Annotated in this window: 28 protein-coding genes; 27 read left to right on the top strand and 1 reads right to left on the bottom strand. The window is 27.0% G+C overall.

The window, feature by feature from the left end:
- Positions 1–6 precede the first annotated feature (6 nt).
- The 5 genes from ACTG45_RS21530 (at position 7) to ACTG45_RS21510 (ending at position 2351) form a co-directional block, all read left to right on the top strand.
- On the top strand, positions 7–552 hold the full coding sequence (locus ACTG45_RS21530) for a sigma-70 family RNA polymerase sigma factor (protein ID WP_407963946.1): 546 nt from the start codon (positions 7–9) through the stop codon (positions 550–552).
- A gap of 29 nt (positions 553–581) precedes the next feature.
- Positions 582–728: a hypothetical protein gene (locus tag ACTG45_RS21525; protein WP_407963945.1), complete on the top strand. Its 147-nt coding sequence runs from the start codon at positions 582–584 to the stop codon at positions 726–728.
- Positions 729–738: 10 nt separating this feature from the next.
- Positions 739–978 (top strand): hypothetical protein, encoded by a 240-nt coding sequence (locus ACTG45_RS21520; protein WP_407963944.1) that lies wholly within the window; start codon positions 739–741, stop codon positions 976–978.
- Between the two features lie 107 nt (positions 979–1085).
- On the top strand, positions 1086–1526 hold the full coding sequence (locus tag ACTG45_RS21515) for an RNA polymerase subunit sigma (RefSeq protein ID WP_479920404.1): 441 nt from the start codon (positions 1086–1088) through the stop codon (positions 1524–1526).
- Between the two features lie 192 nt (positions 1527–1718).
- Complete coding sequence (locus tag ACTG45_RS21510) at positions 1719–2351, top strand: hypothetical protein (protein WP_479920403.1); 633 nt, start codon at positions 1719–1721, stop codon at positions 2349–2351.
- A 228-nt stretch (positions 2352–2579) separates the two neighbouring features.
- Here ACTG45_RS21510 and ACTG45_RS21505 read toward each other — a convergent pair whose 3' ends face one another.
- A complete protein-coding gene (locus ACTG45_RS21505) occupies positions 2580–3311 on the bottom strand; it encodes a hypothetical protein (protein ID WP_479920402.1) in 732 nt (243 codons plus the stop codon).
- Positions 3312–3514: 203 nt separating this feature from the next.
- Here ACTG45_RS21505 and ACTG45_RS21500 point away from each other — a divergent pair, with 203 nt between their 5' ends.
- From ACTG45_RS21500 to ACTG45_RS21395, 22 genes are all read left to right on the top strand, one after another.
- Positions 3515–4654, top strand: coding sequence for a Fic family protein (locus ACTG45_RS21500; RefSeq protein WP_479920401.1), 1140 nt, complete (start codon positions 3515–3517; stop codon positions 4652–4654).
- A 25-nt stretch (positions 4655–4679) separates the two neighbouring features.
- Entirely contained in the window at positions 4680–4868 is a 189-nt protein-coding gene (locus ACTG45_RS21495) for a hypothetical protein (RefSeq protein WP_223195814.1), read from the top strand.
- Between the two features lie 253 nt (positions 4869–5121).
- Complete coding sequence (locus tag ACTG45_RS21490; RefSeq protein ID WP_479920400.1) at positions 5122–5802, top strand: BRO family protein; 681 nt, start codon at positions 5122–5124, stop codon at positions 5800–5802.
- Between the two features lie 14 nt (positions 5803–5816).
- The gene (locus ACTG45_RS21485) at positions 5817–6359 is read left to right on the top strand and encodes a hypothetical protein (RefSeq protein WP_223195816.1); all 543 of its coding nucleotides are present in this window, start codon (positions 5817–5819) and stop codon (positions 6357–6359) included.
- Between the two features lie 3 nt (positions 6360–6362).
- On the top strand, positions 6363–7007 hold the full coding sequence (locus ACTG45_RS21480) for a tyrosine-type recombinase/integrase (RefSeq protein ID WP_169470307.1): 645 nt from the start codon (positions 6363–6365) through the stop codon (positions 7005–7007).
- A 203-nt stretch (positions 7008–7210) separates the two neighbouring features.
- Positions 7211–7663, top strand: a complete 453-nt coding sequence (locus ACTG45_RS21475; RefSeq protein ID WP_479920399.1) for a helix-turn-helix domain-containing protein — start codon at positions 7211–7213, stop codon at positions 7661–7663.
- Between the two features lie 219 nt (positions 7664–7882).
- A complete protein-coding gene (locus ACTG45_RS21470; RefSeq protein WP_021382804.1) occupies positions 7883–8440 on the top strand; it encodes a recombinase family protein in 558 nt (185 codons plus the stop codon).
- 8 nt (positions 8441–8448) lie between these two features.
- On the top strand, positions 8449–9186 hold the full coding sequence (locus tag ACTG45_RS21465) for an HNH endonuclease (protein ID WP_479920398.1): 738 nt from the start codon (positions 8449–8451) through the stop codon (positions 9184–9186).
- Between the two features lie 231 nt (positions 9187–9417).
- On the top strand, positions 9418–11157 hold the full coding sequence (locus ACTG45_RS21460; RefSeq protein ID WP_479920397.1) for a hypothetical protein: 1740 nt from the start codon (positions 9418–9420) through the stop codon (positions 11155–11157).
- Positions 11158–11179: 22 nt separating this feature from the next.
- Complete coding sequence (locus tag ACTG45_RS21455) at positions 11180–12457, top strand: phage portal protein (protein WP_479920396.1); 1278 nt, start codon at positions 11180–11182, stop codon at positions 12455–12457.
- Entirely contained in the window at positions 12435–13199 is a 765-nt protein-coding gene (locus ACTG45_RS21450) for a minor capsid protein (RefSeq protein ID WP_231301563.1), read from the top strand. The genes ACTG45_RS21455 and ACTG45_RS21450 overlap by 23 nt, the downstream gene beginning before the upstream one ends.
- A gap of 58 nt (positions 13200–13257) precedes the next feature.
- Positions 13258–13860, top strand: coding sequence for a DUF4355 domain-containing protein (locus ACTG45_RS21445; RefSeq protein ID WP_021382802.1), 603 nt, complete (start codon positions 13258–13260; stop codon positions 13858–13860).
- Between the two features lie 20 nt (positions 13861–13880).
- A complete protein-coding gene (locus tag ACTG45_RS21440; protein WP_479920395.1) occupies positions 13881–14804 on the top strand; it encodes a hypothetical protein in 924 nt (307 codons plus the stop codon).
- Between the two features lie 11 nt (positions 14805–14815).
- Positions 14816–15097, top strand: a complete 282-nt coding sequence (locus tag ACTG45_RS21435; protein WP_169470313.1) for a Rho termination factor N-terminal domain-containing protein — start codon at positions 14816–14818, stop codon at positions 15095–15097.
- Positions 15090–15461, top strand: a complete 372-nt coding sequence (locus tag ACTG45_RS21430; RefSeq protein WP_479920394.1) for a phage head-tail connector protein — start codon at positions 15090–15092, stop codon at positions 15459–15461. Before ACTG45_RS21435 ends, ACTG45_RS21430 begins: the two co-directional genes overlap by 8 nt.
- A gap of 11 nt (positions 15462–15472) precedes the next feature.
- The gene (locus ACTG45_RS21425) at positions 15473–15820 is read left to right on the top strand and encodes a hypothetical protein (protein WP_021382798.1); all 348 of its coding nucleotides are present in this window, start codon (positions 15473–15475) and stop codon (positions 15818–15820) included.
- Positions 15820–16176 (top strand): HK97 gp10 family phage protein, encoded by a 357-nt coding sequence (locus tag ACTG45_RS21420; RefSeq protein WP_479920393.1) that lies wholly within the window; start codon positions 15820–15822, stop codon positions 16174–16176. Before ACTG45_RS21425 ends, ACTG45_RS21420 begins: the two co-directional genes overlap by 1 nt.
- An 8-nt stretch (positions 16177–16184) precedes the next feature.
- The gene (locus ACTG45_RS21415) at positions 16185–16634 is read left to right on the top strand and encodes a phage tail terminator family protein (protein ID WP_479920392.1); all 450 of its coding nucleotides are present in this window, start codon (positions 16185–16187) and stop codon (positions 16632–16634) included.
- On the top strand, positions 16635–17690 hold the full coding sequence (locus tag ACTG45_RS21410) for a phage tail sheath subtilisin-like domain-containing protein (RefSeq protein WP_479920391.1): 1056 nt from the start codon (positions 16635–16637) through the stop codon (positions 17688–17690).
- A gap of 19 nt (positions 17691–17709) precedes the next feature.
- Positions 17710–18150, top strand: a complete 441-nt coding sequence (locus ACTG45_RS21405; protein ID WP_479920390.1) for a phage tail tube protein — start codon at positions 17710–17712, stop codon at positions 18148–18150.
- Between the two features lie 15 nt (positions 18151–18165).
- Entirely contained in the window at positions 18166–18582 is a 417-nt protein-coding gene (locus ACTG45_RS21400) for a phage tail assembly chaperone (protein ID WP_479920389.1), read from the top strand.
- Positions 18583–18608: 26 nt separating this feature from the next.
- Positions 18609–18758, top strand: a complete 150-nt coding sequence (locus tag ACTG45_RS21395) for a hypothetical protein (RefSeq protein WP_227483663.1) — start codon at positions 18609–18611, stop codon at positions 18756–18758.

Genomic DNA, 18758 nt, shown 5'->3' with positions numbered 1-18758 from the left:
GATTATATGAGAAGTCTGGAAGAAATAAATAAATTAGTTGAAGATAATATAAATCTTGTACACTTTATTATAAATAAACATTTTAAATGTTTTCTAAGAAAATATCCATCTTTGAAAGAAGATTTATTTCAAGAAGGCTCTATAGGATTGTATAAAGCAACATGTTGTTTTGATGAAAATAAAGGAACATTTTCTGCAATAGCATGGCCATATATATTAGGACATTTAATGAGATTTACAACTAGATATGTTAAAAAACATTATAGAAATGATATAGATAGTTTTGAAAAATGTATCTATAGGAATGCTTATGGTGAAGAAATAAGAATAGAGGATAGATTAGCTGGTAATGAAAGTATAGATATAGAAAGTGTTCATGTTATTAAATCTTGCATAAAAAGAAGTGAGATAAAAGATATACAGAAAATAGTTTGTTTAAGAGAAAGAGGATATACTCAGAAAGAAGTAGGTAAAATGCTTGGAACTAACCAAATAACAATATGCAGAAGACTAGGAAAATTAAAATCTGAAATTAATATACTAGGAAAATAATATAAATATTTAAGTTTATTGGAGGTAAAATGAAGATTAAAATAGTTGGCGGTAGGGAAAATGAGTGTCCAGTATGTGGTGGAAGTGTATTTAAACTTAAAACAACCATAGGAATAGTTTGGCAATGCAAAGACTGTGGTTGTATGTATCAAGACTTTGAATTTAAGAAAAATTAAAGGAGGAGAAATGTTAGATTTTTTAAAAGAATTAATAATTGAAGAACTTATAAAGACAAATAGAAAGATGAATATTTTAGACACAGAAGAATTTGAAAAAGAAGTAAGAGAATTAGACATAGGAATATTAATGAGATTATATGAGCCAATGGTGTACTTACATTGTATGAGAAATGGAAATAAGGAACTTGAAAAAATGGAGGTAGAAGATTTTTTAAGAAATGCTGGTGTAGACATAGAGGAAAAGTAATCTTATTCAAAAAAGAAAGAGGAGCATTACTTCACGCTCCCGCTTGTCAAAATTCTAAAGTTGTCATCACAAAATAATTATAACATAAATGGGAGTGTGAAGTAATATTGGCCAATAAAAAAGATATTTTGTTTAGTAGTGCAGAGGGCAAGTTATATAGCTATAAAAAAGCAAAAGCAGAAATTGAGAAGATAGGTATTGATATAGAGATAATAAAGAATGGTTATAGAGGATGCAGTGGTATTGAAATTAGAGAAAAATCAAGTAAAACATATGACACTAAAAGTGTAGTTGAGATAGAAGTTGAAGAGAAAGAAAGGAAAGTATCATTAAAAGAAAAAGAGAAAAGGCATAAGGAATTGCTAGTTGAAAAAATAGATAATGCAATGAAGATATTAAGTGAAGAAGAAAAGAAAATAGTCCAATATAAGTATTTTTCAAATAACAGAACATCTTGGGAATATGTTGGTAGAATGATTGGTTTTTCAACAAGTAAGTGTAAACAAATGAGAATAGAGATTATAGATAAGATAAAAGGATTGCTTTGAAATTTTACATTTATGAGAAAACTAAAATCAACTTGATTTTTTATTAAATTAGATTATAAAACAATCAATATATAATTAGTTAGATACAATAAACTTATAGATAACTTATAGTTATCTATAAGTTTATTGTTGACTTATGCTATGAAACTTGATATTATGTGAATAGATAATAATATTAAGGGGGATATAAATATGAAAAAGGCATGGTTATTTAGAGCATTACCAAATAATATTGATAGAATGAAAGAATTTAAAGCAAACAATTTGATAGGAGTTGGTTGGGATTATGTAGAGGACTTATCAGGTAAAGATATAAATGATATAGGAGAAATACTTAGTAAACGTGATTATAAAAGCCCTAGATCAATGTCTAGTGATAAATCAACATTAGATATAATAGCAAATAGAATGAATATTGGAGATATTGTAGTTGTTCCACATGTGGATCTTGTGTATATAGGTGAAATATCAACAGACTATAGATATGATGAAACTAAAGCTACTGGTGAAGGATATCCTCATCAAAGAGGTGTCAACTGGATTGGAGAGCCACTTTTAAGAAATAATTTAACATTAGATTTAAGAAGTTCACTAAAAGTACCAAAAACTTGTGCAGATTTAACTCATAGGTATAAAGATATCCAAATAGCACTTGGAGAAGTTACTGAAGATAAATTAGATGAAAAAGAGTTTATAACTGTAGAGTACCCAATAAGACCAGATGTAAATGTAAAAATAGAAATACCTAAAGATTTAAAGAAATCAGAGTCTGTAAGAATCGGAGAATTTATAAAAACTATATTTTTTGATGATGTTGAGGACTAAATTACACTGAAAATACTGTAGGCTAATTTGTGTTTTCATGAAAGAGTGCGTTAAAGGAACTTTTAAATGTCTAAGTCAGTATAAGATAAATTAAATTATGGTCTAAAATTTCAAATTTTAGACCATAATCTTATGTTTTTAGATAGGCCTAAAATATTTAGATTAGAAAATAATCAATTTTAAGACATCCCTATTTTATTTATAATTATGTACATTTTACACTATCAGTTAATTAGAATTATTTTTATTCATATTTAAACTATTCAAATTGTTTTCCCAGTTTTTTATCTCCTTCTTAATGTCTTCACTTAAAGTATCACTTGAAGACACTTTCTTTAATTTATCATTCAAAGATTTCTTTTGTTCTTCTGAAAGATCTGTTTTTATTGTAGGATCAATAATATCTATTACATCTTTTATATCAAAATCAACAAATTTGCATAATTCATCTAAATGATCAATTAAGAATTCTATATATTCATATGACCATTCCTTATAACTTTTTCCGTTTTTTAACATAAACTCATTAACTTGGTAACTTTGATTGGCTAATTCAAAGAATGAACCTGAAGGATCCATTATGTCATTTATAGAGTTTTCATAGTTAACAATATTAATTTGTCTTATTAATTTCTCTTTTTCTGTTAAGTTACTATAATTTTTGTTAACAAAAGCAACTAATCCAAATTCAAAATTTAAAATTGAATCTTTACGCTGTTTTATTGAATCTTCTCCAAATTCTCTAAGACCTTCTAAATTTTTATCAATAGCCTTATCTCTAATTTCTGTTAATTGTTCTATACTTAAATCTTCTAAGTTTTTAGGCACTATTTCTTCATTATTTTTAGTAATTTCTTTTGATTTATCATTTGTATTTCTATTATTGAAAATAAATATAGCAGTGAATAAACTTAAAACTATTACTAAGATAATTAAACTTATATTTTTCTTATTTAGCATAGTAATCCTCCTTTATGGTAATGTATATATAATTATAACGAAGAATGAATTGATTTTTAGACACTTTTGTATAATCTTTAAAAATTTTATATATTCAAGATTGCAATTAACAGAAATAAAACTATAGCTCATAAAATAAACAATTAAAAATAGTGTAAAAAACAATACTTTTTGTTAATATTAATAAATAAAGATAAACTAAGGTGGTGATTAAACTGACAATAGAAGAATACAAAAATAAATACTCTACTGGAGATAAAATTATACTTTCCTTAAAGAGTTTTGATAATAAAGAACTATACTATCATGAAACTTATAACATATTAAATTCAATAGATGAAATAGATAGATTAACATCAAGCAAGATATTTAAAATAATAGAAGATAAAAATGATTTAGCCTTAGAGTCTTATTATTCTAGTGTAATAGAAGGTGCTTTTTCAACTAGAAAGATTGCAAAATCTATAATTAGAGGAAAGATGAAACCAAGTAATAAAAGTGAGTACATGATTTACAATAATCATAGAGCCTTAGAATATGGATTAGATAATTTAGATAAATTATATAGTCACAAATTTATATATAATTTACATCATATATTGGGTGAAAACTGCTTAGATTCAGAAGAATATGAGTACAGAACTGAAAAAGTATATGTATGTGATTCAAAAGGTGAGATTATACATACGGGACTTGATCCTTTGAAAATATATGACTTTATGGATGAATTAATAACTTTTATGGAAAATAGTAAAGTAAATGATTTAGTAAAGAGTACAATAATTCATTTCTACTTTGTATATGTTCATCCTTTTAGTGATGGTAATGGAAGAACATCAAGAGCCTTATCATATCTATATTTAATTAATAAAGGATATGATACTTTTAAAGAGTTTTCAATATCATATATGATATCTAAAAACAGAACTAAGTATTATAAGGCTATACTAGATGTAGAGAATAAAGGATATAATTTAACTGTATTTATAGAGTTCATGCTAAAGTCAATAATACAGTCTATAAATGAAATGAGAGACATGCATGATAGAAAGTCTTTAGAGAGTGTATTAAAAGAAGAGTTGTTTGAAAATGATATTACTCTATCAGCAACAGAAGAACATATATTAAAATATATTTGTAGTAAAGATAACTATTCTATGACATTAGAAAATTATATTAAAAAGAATAAAAGTAGATACTTAAAGGCTGGAATAAAGGAAATTGAATTAGTTAACCAGTTGATGGAAGTGTTTAATAATCTTGAAGAGATAGAGATTTTATCTAGAGAAAAGGATGTATATAAAGTTAATGAGAAGTACTTAAAAATGCTTGATATAGACTAATTTAGATAATCTAGAGAGGAAATATATGAATAATAAGAAAAAGGCATTCTTAATTTCTGGAGCTATAAATATAATTTCATTAATTATTGTTTTTGCATTATTTCGTTATAATATTATAGAAAATAGTACAAGAAATATGATAATAACTGTGATTTTAATTTTTATTTTTGAAATTATAAAAATAAAAATACTAGAGAAATATTACAACCTATAAACAAAAAATATCTTTCTTAAGAGCATATTGTAAAGTATGCTCTTAATTTAATTGAATAGATTTAAATGTAAATAATGTCTTTTTTGTAGACGATTTATGTACGATTTATGACCGATTTGTGTACGATTTGTGTCTTTTAATCATGATAAGATTGTATTGTGATAAAAACATATTTAATAAAAAATGGCTTGGAATTTATATTCTGGGTCTTTTTTTATACAAAAATTTAATAAATAATTTAGGAGGAAGTAGTATGTTGAAAATTTTACAAGAGAAGAACATAAGAATGATATGGTCAAAAGATGGTAGTGAAGTTTGGTTTCATGCTGGTGATGTAGGTGAAGAATTAGGTGTAATTCAAATTAACTCTACTCTAAGAAACATAAATAGTAAATATAAAAAGAAGATTACTAATGAGTTTTTAAAAGTGCATGATATGCACTATTCAAATTTTAAAGAGTTATATAGAACTGGTGAAATATTTATAAAACCTCATGCAGTATACAACATAGCTTTTAGGAGTAATAAGCCAGAAGCAAAATTATTTACTGAATGGACTACAGAGGTTATAGACCAAATTAGAATACATGGTTATTATATTGCTACAGAAAAAGACCAAGAATGGTTGGATATAAGAACAGAAGGTAAAAAGGTAAGAAAAGATTTTACTGATGAAATACAAGAGTTTGTTTATTATGCTATTAGTCAAGGTAGTAATAAGCCTCAAATGTATTATAAACATTTTACTGAACTTGTAAGAAAAAAACTAGGAATCCCAAAAGATGTAAAAAGAGATGAATTAAATCAAAGTGAATTGTTTGATATACAAGCACTTGAAAGAGTCATATCTATGAAGTTGCCTAAGTTAATAGACAAAGATATGAACTATAAAGAGATATATATGAAAATTAAAGAATTAATAGATATAATTTAATGCTATCTAAATAGATGGTATTTTTTTATGCAATAAAACAAGTATTTTTAAAAGAGGTGTTTGAAATTAAACGAGATATAACAGAGGAAATTTTAAGTGCTGCATATATACCAGATAATCTAAAGTATTATGACAATGTAATGAGAGAAACTCCAGGTATGTATGGAAGGGAATGTTCTTTAGATTTTATAAAGAAAAAACAAGAAAAACTCCTGAAACTAAAAAAGAAGGTTAAAAGTAACTATCATTCTAAGATTGATAAGTTAGATTTATATTTAAAAGTTTTAGAAGAAAGTATAATTGACGAGTGTGATCATGTTGAGTTGGTTACATTTAAGTTATATTTACAGTTAGAAAATGTGGTGAAAGTAACTAGAACTGTAAATGACTTAGGATTTAGAATAAAAACCAGTACTTATTCAAAAGAGAGAAGATACACTACAAATGATATAACCTCTATAATTACAGATTCTTTTGCTAATGTAGATGAAGATTTAAAGATGTTAGTACAAGAAAGGCAGAGAAAAAATTATTATGGGAATAAGGAGTGTTTTTAATGAATGGAAGCACATAAAGGACAAAAAGTTAATCCTATAAAAGATATTGAAGATGTCTTTAGACTTTTAAATTTTTTAGAGGAATGGAATGAAAGAAATTACTTGTTAGCTCTATTTGGAATGTGTACTGGACTTAGAATAGGGGATATATTAGCACTTAAAGTTGCAGATGTAACAGATGTAAAATTAGATAAAAAAGGGAAGAAGATAAGAGTATCTAAGGATTGGATTAGAGTTATAGAGGAAAAAAGAGATTATGACAGAGAAGTTTTCTTATCTGATGTAATAAAGGGTGCTATAGAAAACTATACTCAAGATAAACTTGGAGAAGAATTTTTATTTAAAAGTAATAAGAGACAGAAATTTAATAGACCCATCCAAACAAGACAAGCAGGAAGAATAATAAAAGATGCAGCACAAATAGTAGGAATAAAAGAAAATGTTGCGACACACTCTTTAAGAAAGACATTTGCAAGGCATATTTATGATGAGGAGGAAAATAAGACTTATGCATTAGAACTTATAAGAAAGATATTAGGTCATAAGACAATAGAAGTAACAAGAAGATATATTGGAATTGATAAAGAAGAAGAAGTAAAAGCAATAACTAAATTTACTAATAAATTAAAGAAAAGAAAAAGAGATTAACATTATTATAAATTAGCTCTAAATTTCATATGTTACGTTTTTCAGCAATAGGACATTACAAAAGTGTAAAGGCCTTTAATAATAGAATTTCCAAAGAATAGAATAGATTTATTAAGAAGTCTGAAAATCACTATTAGAGGACATTTTTTTTGATATTAAACTAAATGTAGATATATTAAATATTGGAGTAAAGGAGTGATTTCTTGAGTGAAAAAGATGTTGAGATAGTTAATACAGGATATAGAAGATTAGAAGAATTAAACCAAGAAGAATCAAAGTTAGTATCTCTCTTGATTTCAGGCTTTAACGTTACAGATGCTGCTAACTTAATTGGTATCAGTAGACAAACTGTTTATAACTGGATGAATAGGGAACATGTTAGGAAAGAAATGGACAGGCGTAAGCAAGAGCTGGCAAGCCAGGGAAACTCAATAATATTAAAAGATATAGAATCCTATGTTAATAATATTAAGGCATTGGCCAAAGATAATAGTGATAAGAGAGTAATGTTAGCAGCCAATCAATATCTTATAAATCGTATTTATGGTAATCCTACAAATACAGTTATTCAAGAAGAAAATGGTAATGGTATGGAAACTGGTGAAACAGAAATAGAAGCAGCCATAGCTAAGATAAGAATAAGAACAAAAAAATAATTCTTAATAAGCATTATTTTAATTAAAAAACTACCATTTTACAAATATTTATTGTAAAAATAAAGCATAGTGTAAATTTACATTTGAAAAGAACTTACTTTTGTAAAAATAGAATTTAAAAACGGATTAATTTACAAAAAGCATGATAAATATTTGATTCTATTTTTACAAACGTGATATACTTTATTTATAAATAAAATATATTGGGGGAATTGCCAAATGGTAGTAGGTTATATAAGAGTTTCAACAATAGAACAAAATGAAGATAGACAAATAGTCACAATGAAAAATCATAGAGCAGAAAAAGTTTATCAAGAAAAAATAAGTGCCAAGGATATTAATAGACCACAGTTAAAGGCTATGCTAGATTTTGTAAGAGAAGGCGACACAATAGTTGTACATGATTTTAGCAGACTTGCTAGGAGTACTAAAGACTTATTGGATATAGTTGAACTTCTAGAAAAAAAGCATGTAAAATTAATAAGTGCTAAAGAAAACTTAGATACTAATACATCTGCAGGAAAGTTGATGCTTACAATGCTTGGTGCAATATATGAATTTGAAAGAGAAAACATGCTAGAAAGACAAAGAGAAGGTATCGCAATAGCTAAGGAACAAGGTAAATATAAGGGTCGTAAAGAGGTTAAAATAGATAATTTTGGTAGTTATTATGATAGATATAAGACTAGACAACTTAATAAAACTCAATTAGCAAATGAACTGGGAATAAGTAGGCCAACCTTAGATAGATTAATAAAAAGTTATGAAAGTAACTAGGCGGAAATATGAATAGTTATAATCTAAGTGATTTATTAAAATATATAGAATTGTTGGATGAAGGTAAATATAGTATACATGAAGTATTAACTAATGTTCCCACCATAGCAAATGAAATTGAACTAAAAGAACTTGTTAAGTTCATAAAACAGAATGAATTTATATCTAAGGCAATAGATAAGTATATAGTATTTGCAAACTCAAAGCTATGTTTATATAAATACAGTGAGATGAAAAAAACTAAAGAAGCAAAAAAAATACAGGTCACATATGAAGATCTTAGGCAAGAATTTACAAAGAAAAGCTTTAGAACAGAATTAAAATTAAAACTTGGCAGTGCTTGTAGTAATTGTGGCAGAATTGAAAACATAGAATATCACCATATAGTTCCTCTTATAAATGGTGGAACTAATAAACTTAGTAACATAGTTCCTTTGTGTGTAGAGTGCCATGAGAAATCACATGACAAGGAAGGATTTAAAAGTAGAGGAGGAGGTAGACCTAGAGCAACGACTATTGATGAAGCAGAGCCAATATTAAAAAAATATTTCAATTTGGAAATAGGAGCTAGAGAGTGTAAAAAATTAATAGGAATATCAGTAAATAATAAAAGTACATGGTTTAAATTAACAAAACAATATAGGGAAAAACATAATATAGACAAAAGTTTTAAAAATAATATAGATTTATTGAAGTCTCAAAAAAATAGACTTGAAACTTTGAATCAAGGCAGGGCAAGTTCATAGAACTATGCCCTTATTTAGTTCAAATTTTAATAGGGGGTATCCTTCTATTTCATAAAAAGTATTTTTTATAGAAAATGAGTTCTGGAAATTTTCTAGCAAAATTTAAAAACCAGAGATACATCTTGAAGAAGGTGATTTTATTATAGAAAAAATTATATTGTTCATTTTATTAATTATATTATTAACTGAACCTAAAAAGAAAATAGAAGAGATAAAAGGATGTAAATACCAGTGGATAATTTAGAAAGAAATATACAACTTATATTTAGTTATCTAGCAAAGACTTTTATAAGAAATGGAGCAGCAATAAAAGATGCTGAAAATGAAGCAAATGTACTTATAAAGTCTAATGCAAATAATCTTTTTGGTGTTAATGGTCTTGCCTATCAACTTGGGAAAATAAATTTAGAATTTTTCTGTATGTACTTTATGCAAGATACCTATCTCCCAAAGGAAGATAATGCTGCTGCACCTATAGCTAAAGTTCATCATGAGTTATGGGAAGATATACAAGAATCTATAATTGGAGATGGATCACAACAATTAGGAAGAATTTATCCAAGAGGTACAGGTAAAAGTGCATTTGGAGATTTGGCAACAACTGTATGGTCACACTGTTATAAACATAAAATGTACACATTAATTTGTTCAGATATAGGTTCTACAGCAGAAAAATTTGTAAAAGATATAAAGAATGCTTTGCTTGAAAATGAGTATATCAAAAAAGCATTTGGAGTACTTTTAAATGACAATGATAGAAAATACATTTGTAATAGTACTCAATTAGAATTAACTAATAAAACCTTTATTGAAGCAATATCATCTTCATCACCAATGAGAGGAAGAAAATACAATAATAATCGTCCTGATCTTATCATACTTGATGACTATCAGTCAGAGGAAAATGTTAGAACAGAAGATGCTAGAGAAAAAAAGTTTAAAAGATTTTCTGATGACGTAAAATATGCTGCACAAAAACCAGTTATAAGAAATGGTAAAACTATAAAAAGAGGAACTACATTTATAGCACTGGGTACTTTACAACACAAAGAATGTTTCTATAGTAGGCTAAAGAATTTACCAACATGGAAGTTTAAATGTGAAAAAGGAGTTTTAGTTGATAATGTAGATGAATTATTTAACTCTGGATTATGGCTAAAATTCAAAGAACTATTATTTGATTTTAAAAATACAAATCATCTTGAAGATGCTAAAGAGTTTTACTGGGATAATGAAAAAGAAATGAAATTTCCTATATTGTGGCCAAGTTTTTGGGATTGTTTAGATATGGCTTTAAGTTATTATGAAAACCCAACCTCTTTTAAACAGGAAGTACAAAATGATGTAAATTCAATAGGTGAAAAATGGTTTAAAACAGTAAGAACTGAATCTAGGGAATGTATTGAAACACATAACTTCAAAAAGACAATGCTATTATGTGATCCAGCATCTGCTGGTGGGTCTAAACATGACTATAGTGCTTTTCTTGTTGGGAGTGAGTCAGATAATGGTTTACTATATGGGAGATTAGCAGAACTAGCTAAAATAAATGCTAGAACTGATTTTGATAAATATATAGACCATATGATTTATTTATTAAAAGTGTATCCAGATATAACACATGTTTATATAGAAAAAAATACATTTAATGGTGCAGATGCTAATCAATTAGAACTTAAAATAAAAAATGATGATGTACTTTACTACAGAAATATAGAAATCATCAATGAACATCAGAAGAAAAATAAGGATGATAAGATATCTACTTTAATACCTGTTTTAAATAAAGGTCAAATGATTTTTGCAGAAGAAGATAAGGCATTTATACAGCAAATCCTTGATTTTACAGGACAAAAGTACTCTCTACATGATGATGCACCAGATATATCAGCAGAATTTATAAATAGGATTTTTAATATTAAAGTAAATGAAAGTATTACACTATTAGATAGAAGAAATTTAGGTCTTTGATTGTATGGAGGTGATGCATTAAGTGGAAATAGATTTAAGTTTATTAAGAGAAATATATGAGGACTGGAGTTTAAAAAAGCAAGAATACAACACTATGTATAAGTATTATAAAGGTGAAACAGATGCTATTAGTAACTATAAAATGGTTACCAAGAGATCTAATAATAAAATAAACACTAATTTCTTAAAAAAGTTTATTAATGAAGAAGTTGCTTATTCATTAGCAAACAAAATTACCTATACAAGTAGATTGGGTGATGAGAAGATTATAAATGACTTAGAATACTATACTTGCCATTGGAGTAAAAAGCATGATTCAGAATTATTAAGATACACACTACTATTTGGATTATGCTATGAACTTTACTATGTAAAAAACAATGAAATGAAAGTAAGAATAATAAAACCATCAGATGGATGCCATTATGAGAATGAAGACGGAGAACTTATTTACTTTTTAAGAGAATTCAAAAAAGATTTTAAAGATGATATTTATATAGATGTATATGATAAAGAATACATATATCATTTTGATTCAAATTTCAAAGAAGTTGAAAGCCCTACAGTAAATAATATATTTGATGGCAATGTGCCAATATCAATTTGCAAAAGAAGTGAAGAACTAGGAAAAAATACAATATTTAATGATATAAAAGGGTTACAAGATGCTTATGAAACTAATTTAAGTGATATAAGTAATGAAATTAGTGATTTTAGAAATGCTTATTTAACCTTCTCTGGATGTAATATTAAAGAAGAAGATTTGCCAAGGATGAAAGAACTTGGAATACTTCAAGTTAATGGAGATGGAAAAATAGAGTGGCTTATTAAAGACATGAATGATACATTTGTTCAAAATACACTATCTTCAATAAAAGAAAATATGTATGAAATTACATCTCATATAAATCACAATGAAAAAATGCAAAGTAATACATCAAGTCTAGCAGTTATAGCAAGATTAATCAGTACAGAATGGATTTGTAGCCAAAATAATGATAGTATTGCAGATACTTTATTTAATAGGTACAAATTATTGTGCATTTGGCTTAATAAAAAATATGGTTTTGACTATGATTATAAAGATATTAAGGCTAAATTTACCCCTAAGATACCACGTGATGATTTAGTTGTAGCAAATATATTAAGTCAACTTGGAGATAAATTATCTACTGAAACCGGATTATCTCAACTAAGTTTTATTGATAATCCTCACGCAGAAATGGAAAAGGCTAAAAAAGAACAGGAAATAGTTTCAGAGGGAGAGATTTTATTAGATGAATCAAAAGATTATAACTAAATTGACTGAAGATATATATAAATCTGCTGAAAATAGAACAAAATCATTTTATAAGTATCAAAGAGAAAATAGAGATAAACTTTTAATAGAAGTGGCTAAGATACTGCTTTCACATGATATTTTCAATGAATATCTAGATATTAGCATTAAAGATAAGAAAAGATTAAGAGCAAAACTTAATAAAATTATAAATGAGTATTCAAATAATTATGATGAAGAAATAAAAGATATAGAAAGCATTTTATCTGATTCATCTAGAAATAAGTATTCAAATCTAGTGATTTTATTAGGAGTAATAGTAAAAATTAGAGACATGAATAATCTTAACAGTAAAATTATAAATAAAATAGTAAACAACAAAGTTGATAGTAAGCATTGGAGTGATAGGCTTTGGAATAATAAAAAAGGTATAGAAGAATCTCTTAAAAAAGAAATAAAGAATTTTTTAAATGGAAAAACTTCTGTAAATAAAATAGAGAAAATAATAAGAGATAAATATTCAACTGGAGCAAGTCAAACAAGAAGGTTAGTAGAATCTGAAGTATCTAGATGCCAAAATGAAGTGAATGAGTACTTCTTTAAAACCCAAGGTATTATAAAAGTAATGTACTGTGCTGATTTAGATTCTAGAACATGTAATGATTGTAGTATGTATAATGGTCTAACCTTTTATGTAAATGAATCAAGACCTTCATTACCACAACATTGTTATTGTAGATGTGAATATATACCTATTCTTTAACGCATATTGATTTGATATGTGTATTTGTTATGTTTAAATTTATAAAAAGGAGAAAATTATGAAGAAAAAAGAAATGATAGAACTACTGCAAAATATAGAAGAGGAATCAGAAATAGATTCATTATTGGAAAATGTAGATTTATTTAAATTAAAAGATAAAAAAGAACTTACATTAGATGATTTTAAGGCTTTGATTTTAAATGATACTAATTTTAAATCTTTTATGGATAGCGAAAAAAATAAATATCATAGTGAAGCACTTGAAAACTTTAAGAAAAAAGATATGCAAACACTTATAAATGCTGAAGTTCTAAAAAGGACTTCTACAAATGAAACAGAGGAACAAAAGGCTATAAGGGAACTAAATGAAAAATTGGATAGATTAGAAAAAGAAAAAAGACATACAGAAATGATTTCTAAATATAAGGATATTTTAGTTGAAAAGAAAATACCTACAAACTTAATTGAATATCTACTATCTGATGATGATGAAAAAACAAATGCAAATATAGATATCTTTGAAAACTCAATGAAAAAATATATTCAATCTAGAGTAGATGAAAGGATTAAAGATGGTTCATATACGCCACCTGGAAAAGAAGGCGATAATGAACTATCAGAGGTTAGAAAGCAGATAAAACAAGGTTTAAATAGTTTCTAAAAAAGAGGAGGATTTTATAAATGGCTAATGTATTACAATATGTAACGCTTTTTCAACAAGAATTAGATTCACAAATAGTGGTAGGTTCAACTACTGGATGGATGGAAAGAAACTCTGGTCAAGTTATATATGATGGAGGTAGAGAAGTAAAGATTCCTAAGGTATCTATGGATGGTTTAGGAGATTATGATAGATCTAAAGGATATGCTCCAGGAGCAATAACACTTGAGTATGAAACTAGAAGAATGGAAATGGATAGAAGTAGAGAGTTTATGCTTGATTCAATGGATGTAAATGAAACAAACTTTGTTGTAAATGCCTCTTCTGTAATGGGATTATTTCAAAAGCAACATGTTATACCAGAAATAGATGCATATAGATACTCAAAGATATTTTCAGAAGTTTCTAAGGTTGATGAACGTGTAAAATATTCTTATGAAGTATCTGCTGCGAGTATTTTAAGTGAATTAAAATATCAGATAGCATCAATTCAAGATTCAACTGGTGATATACCTCTTATTATTAGTATGTCTAGTATAGTGGCAAGTATCTTAGAACAGTCTACTCAACTTGATGATATTGAATTTGGTGATGGAGATATAAAAAGAATTGTAAAATCTATAGATAATGTACCTATAATAAAAGTTCCATCAAAAAGAATGAAAACAGAATATATATTCATGGATGGTAAAACATCTGGTCAAACAGCAGGTGGATTTAAGGAAGGAGCAAAAGCACTAGATATAAACTGGTTAATAACTCCATCATCTGCTCCAATTGCAATATCTAAGACAGATAAACCAAGAATATTCACTCCAGATCAAAATCAATCAGCTGATGCCTATAAAATAGATTATAGAAAGTATCATGATTTATGGCTATTAGATGAACCAATAAAACTTTGTAGAGCATGTGTAAAACAAGCAAAGGCTACTCAAGAGTAGAGGTGAAATAAATGTTTGTATTAAAAAAAGATAACGTTATTAGACTTGCTAATAATGAATATGAAAGTAATAATCTAGTATCAAAGGGATTTAAAATATATTTAGAAGAAGTAACTAAAGAGAATATTGATAAAAAAGAGGAAAAAATCGAAAAAGTTAAATCAATCTCTAATGATTTGTTTAATCTATCTAAACCAGAACTTATGGAAATTGCTAAAGGTAAAAATATAAAGGGATATTCAACTAAAACTAAAGAAGAATTAATCCAATTACTAGATGAGTACAATGCTTGATAGTATTAAGTTAATTTTAGGAATAGAAAATGATAGATATGATAAATTAATAATCCTTTATATAAATAAAATAAGTGAAATGGTTTTAGAATATTGTTCTAGACAGGAATTAAGTATAGCACTAGAAGGGTTTGTGGAAGAAAAAATAATATCAATATTATCTTCAAGATTTGAGGAACTTAAGAAAAACAGTGGACTTGATAATCTAGAAAAAAACTTAAAAGCTATAACTAGAGGTGATACAAAAATAGAATATAATACTTTAACATTGCAAACTGCTGAAAATAGTATGAGTTCATCATCTTTTTTAACTGATGCTGATAAAAAATTTCTAAGTCCATTTTGTGTTGTTAATATGTACTAAGGGGTGATTAAGTGACAGAAGCAGATATATTAGAAATGACCTATCTTGATAAAATGACTATTATCAGAAAGTCAAAAGGTTGGAATCAAGAAACATGTTCTAATGATTTTAGTAATATTATTATAGCTGAGGATATCCCATGTGCAATTTCAAGAAAAGAAGAAGCTATTGTAAATGGTGATATTGGAGCTATAGTCATAAATAGAAAGTTATTTTGCAGACCAGAAGTGGATATAAAAACAGGCGACACTATAAATGCAACTTATAGTCATGGAGAAGAAGCTATATTTAAGGTTTCTAAGGCAAATATATATCCAAGCCATATGGAAATACCTATTACAGAAGCGGAGAGAATATAATGGGAATAGATAATTTAGGAGTTTTTGAAGCATTAGCCTTAGATTTAAAGTTAAATGCATCAAATTTCAATAGAAAAATCAAGAAGTTTACAAAAGCAACTGGGCAAGAACTAGCAGAAAATATAAGAGATGAAACACCTGTGAGAACTGAAAAATTAAAAAATGGATGGGAAGAAAATCAGCCTGAATATGATACTTATATTGTTGAAGATAAGGTTGAATATGCTACTTTAGTAAATGATGGCCATTCAACTAAAAATGGTGGCATTGTCCCTGGCTCTTTTATGGTTGAAAAGGGAATTGAAAAAACAAAAGAAAATATGACAAGCGCAAAAGCAAATTTATTTGATTGGTAGGTGATTAGTTGCTTACAAACAGAGATATTATAATAGCAGTTAATGAAAGAATAGAAAATGAGTTTAAAGATACAGATATTTTTATTAATGAGGATAATATACAAGGCTTTGAGGAGGCTTGTTTTTTTGTGCAACTTTTACCTGTTTCTAATAATATTGCAAATAAAGTTTTAGATACTAAAAAGATATTCATAGATGTTGAATATTATCAAAAGGCTAGAAAAAATAAATTAAATTTATATGACATACAAAGTAGATTAGAAAAAATATTTAATAGAAGCATTAGAGTTAAAGATAGGAGTTTAACTATAGAGAATATATCTCCATCAATTGTAAAAGATTCTGTAGGGTATAAACTAACTTTTCTAATGACTGTATCTTATTTTGAAGAGGTTTACTTTAGTAAAGAAACATATGAAACTATGGAAAATGTAGATTTAAAGATAGGAAGTGATTAAATGGGTCTACCAGAAATTAATATTTCTTTTATCCAAGCAGGAAAAACTTTTGTTAAACGTTCTGGAGGTATTGTAGCACTTATTTTAAAAGATACAAAGAATACAGGATTGATTGAAATACAGGAAATAGAAGATATTCCAAATGGCTATTCTGCTGACAATTTAGACTATATAAAGATGGCGATGAGAGGAAATATATATCCTCCAAATAAGATATTAGTCTACGCATTAGATGTAGATGAATCAATAGATGATGCTCTAGACTTTCTTGAAACTTGTGAATTTAATTACCTTTGTATGCCAGAGGAGACAGATCAAGAATTGCCTAAAATCAAAGCATGGATTAATAAGATGAGAGAAGATAATAAAATAAAGGTTAAGGCTATAACTGCAAATAATGTAGCAGATTATGAAGGTATAATAAACTTTACAACAACTGATATTGAGATTGATGGTAAGAAATATACTTCAAATGAATTTCTACCAAGATTAGCAGGTTTTATCTCAGGAACTCCATCAACTCAGTCTATAACATATGCAGATATACCAGAAATAACTAACATACCAAAACTAACAAGGGTTGAAGCAAATGCAAAGATAAATAATGGAGAGTTAATTTTAATAAAAGAAAGTGGCTCTATAGTTGCTGCTAGAGGGGTAACATCCTTTACAACAATTACTGATTCAAAAGGTGATATATTCAAAAAGATTAAGTTGGTTGATACACTAGATCAAATTCATAACGATATTAAAAAAATAATTGTAAAAAATTATATAGGAAAAACACCAAACACTTATGATAATAAGTGTTTACTTATTGTTGCAATACAATTATATCTTCAAGAATTAGAAAAAGATGGTTTAATTGACCCAGGTTCAACAATAGAAATTAATTTAGATGCTCAGAGAGCATGGTTAAAAGAAAATCATATTGATGTATCTAATATGGAGGAACAACAAATAAAAGAATGTAACACTGATACAATTGTATTTTTAAAAGCAAAAATTAAATTAATAGATGCTATGGAAGATGTTTATTTAGACATCTCTATGTAGTTAGTTTGGAGGTTAAAATTTGAAAGCAAAAATAGATCCAAGTAGAATAATATCTGGAACATTTGGAGAATGTTGGATAGATAACAGGCAAATGACGGCTGTAAAAGGCTTAGAGGCAAAAGTTGAATTAGAAAAAGAAGAGGTTAAAGTTTGTGGCCAATTAATGGTTGGACAAAAACTCATTGGAGCATCAGGAAAGGGCTCTACAACTTTATTTAAAGTGAGTTCTCTATTTGGAGAATATGTTGAAGGTATGCTAAGTGAAGGAAAAGCATTCAAATTTACTATAGTAAGTAAATTGAATGATCCAGATTCATATGGATCAGAAAGAATTGCACTTTATGGATGCATGCTTGATGATTTAACTTTAGCTGATTGGGAAGCAGGAAAAATGGGAGAAATAGAGGTTCCATTTACATTTGAAGGCTTTAAATATTTAGATAAAATCAAGGAAAAATAGGAGAAAATTTATTATATGAATACAGTAGAAAAATTATTAAATATGGATGCAGGTAAATTAAAAATGCCATCTAGTATATATGAATTATATTGTAAAAAATTAGATGACACTTTAGAAATTGAATGTAATGCCATTGATCCAGAACGTTTTGACGAGATAAGAGTTAATTCAATGGATGTTGATAGTGGCAATTTAGAGAATATTAATGTTTACGAACTTAAGGTGAACACAATACTTGAATCATGCCCAATGTTTAGAAATATGGAAGTTGTAGAAAAGTTCGGACTAGTAACTCCTAAAGACCTTATAAAAAAGTTACTATTAGCTGGAGAAATTGATAATTTATATGAACAAGTTAATAAGGTAAATGGTATAGATGCAGAGGGCGATAGAAAAAGACAGAAGGAAAAAGATAAAGAAATAAAAAACTAATTAAAACGGATGGAAAAGTCAACTTAATGTACTTATTATTTAAGTATAAAGGAATAATGCCATCCGTTTCTTTTCACATGCTTAAAGGTGAAACAAAGATTGTTAGTGTTTTTATGGACCAAGAGTTGGATGAAAGAAAAGAAGAAATAAAATCTGGTGCTGGGAGGTTGTTTTAA

Source organism: Clostridioides sp. LIBA-7602 (assembly GCF_056688945.1).
The sequence above is the reverse complement of the archived record's forward strand: the minus strand, read 5'-3'. Positions and strand labels throughout refer to the sequence as shown.

Bases quoted from the DNA above. Each gene is read 5' to 3' on its own strand.
- ACTG45_RS21445 (WP_021382802.1), top strand. From the start codon at position 13,258: ATGAAGAAAAAAGAAATGATAGAACTACTGCAAAATATAGAAGAGGAA.
- ACTG45_RS21435 (WP_169470313.1), top strand. From the start codon at position 14,816: ATGTTTGTATTAAAAAAAGATAACGTTATTAGACTTGCTAATAATGAA.
- ACTG45_RS21450 (WP_231301563.1), top strand. From the start codon at position 12,435: ATGAATCAAAAGATTATAACTAAATTGACTGAAGATATATATAAATCT.
- ACTG45_RS21530 (WP_407963946.1), top strand. From the start codon at position 7: ATGAGAAGTCTGGAAGAAATAAATAAATTAGTTGAAGATAATATAAAT.
- ACTG45_RS21480 (WP_169470307.1), top strand. From the start codon at position 6,363: ATGGAAGCACATAAAGGACAAAAAGTTAATCCTATAAAAGATATTGAA.
- ACTG45_RS21420 (WP_479920393.1), top strand. From the start codon at position 15,820: ATGGGAATAGATAATTTAGGAGTTTTTGAAGCATTAGCCTTAGATTTA.
- ACTG45_RS21495 (WP_223195814.1), top strand. From the start codon at position 4,680: ATGAATAATAAGAAAAAGGCATTCTTAATTTCTGGAGCTATAAATATA.
- ACTG45_RS21490 (WP_479920400.1), top strand. From the start codon at position 5,122: ATGTTGAAAATTTTACAAGAGAAGAACATAAGAATGATATGGTCAAAA.
- ACTG45_RS21465 (WP_479920398.1), top strand. From the start codon at position 8,449: ATGAATAGTTATAATCTAAGTGATTTATTAAAATATATAGAATTGTTG.
- ACTG45_RS21510 (WP_479920403.1), top strand. From the start codon at position 1,719: ATGAAAAAGGCATGGTTATTTAGAGCATTACCAAATAATATTGATAGA.
- ACTG45_RS21395 (WP_227483663.1), top strand. From the start codon at position 18,609: ATGTACTTATTATTTAAGTATAAAGGAATAATGCCATCCGTTTCTTTT.
- ACTG45_RS21470 (WP_021382804.1), top strand. From the start codon at position 7,883: ATGGTAGTAGGTTATATAAGAGTTTCAACAATAGAACAAAATGAAGAT.
- ACTG45_RS21410 (WP_479920391.1), top strand. From the start codon at position 16,635: ATGGGTCTACCAGAAATTAATATTTCTTTTATCCAAGCAGGAAAAACT.
- ACTG45_RS21485 (WP_223195816.1), top strand. From the start codon at position 5,817: ATGGTATTTTTTTATGCAATAAAACAAGTATTTTTAAAAGAGGTGTTT.
- ACTG45_RS21400 (WP_479920389.1), top strand. From the start codon at position 18,166: ATGAATACAGTAGAAAAATTATTAAATATGGATGCAGGTAAATTAAAA.
- ACTG45_RS21525 (WP_407963945.1), top strand. From the start codon at position 582: ATGAAGATTAAAATAGTTGGCGGTAGGGAAAATGAGTGTCCAGTATGT.
- ACTG45_RS21520 (WP_407963944.1), top strand. From the start codon at position 739: ATGTTAGATTTTTTAAAAGAATTAATAATTGAAGAACTTATAAAGACA.
- ACTG45_RS21505 (WP_479920402.1), bottom strand. From the start codon at position 3,311: ATGCTAAATAAGAAAAATATAAGTTTAATTATCTTAGTAATAGTTTTA.
- ACTG45_RS21440 (WP_479920395.1), top strand. From the start codon at position 13,881: ATGGCTAATGTATTACAATATGTAACGCTTTTTCAACAAGAATTAGAT.
- ACTG45_RS21430 (WP_479920394.1), top strand. From the start codon at position 15,090: ATGCTTGATAGTATTAAGTTAATTTTAGGAATAGAAAATGATAGATAT.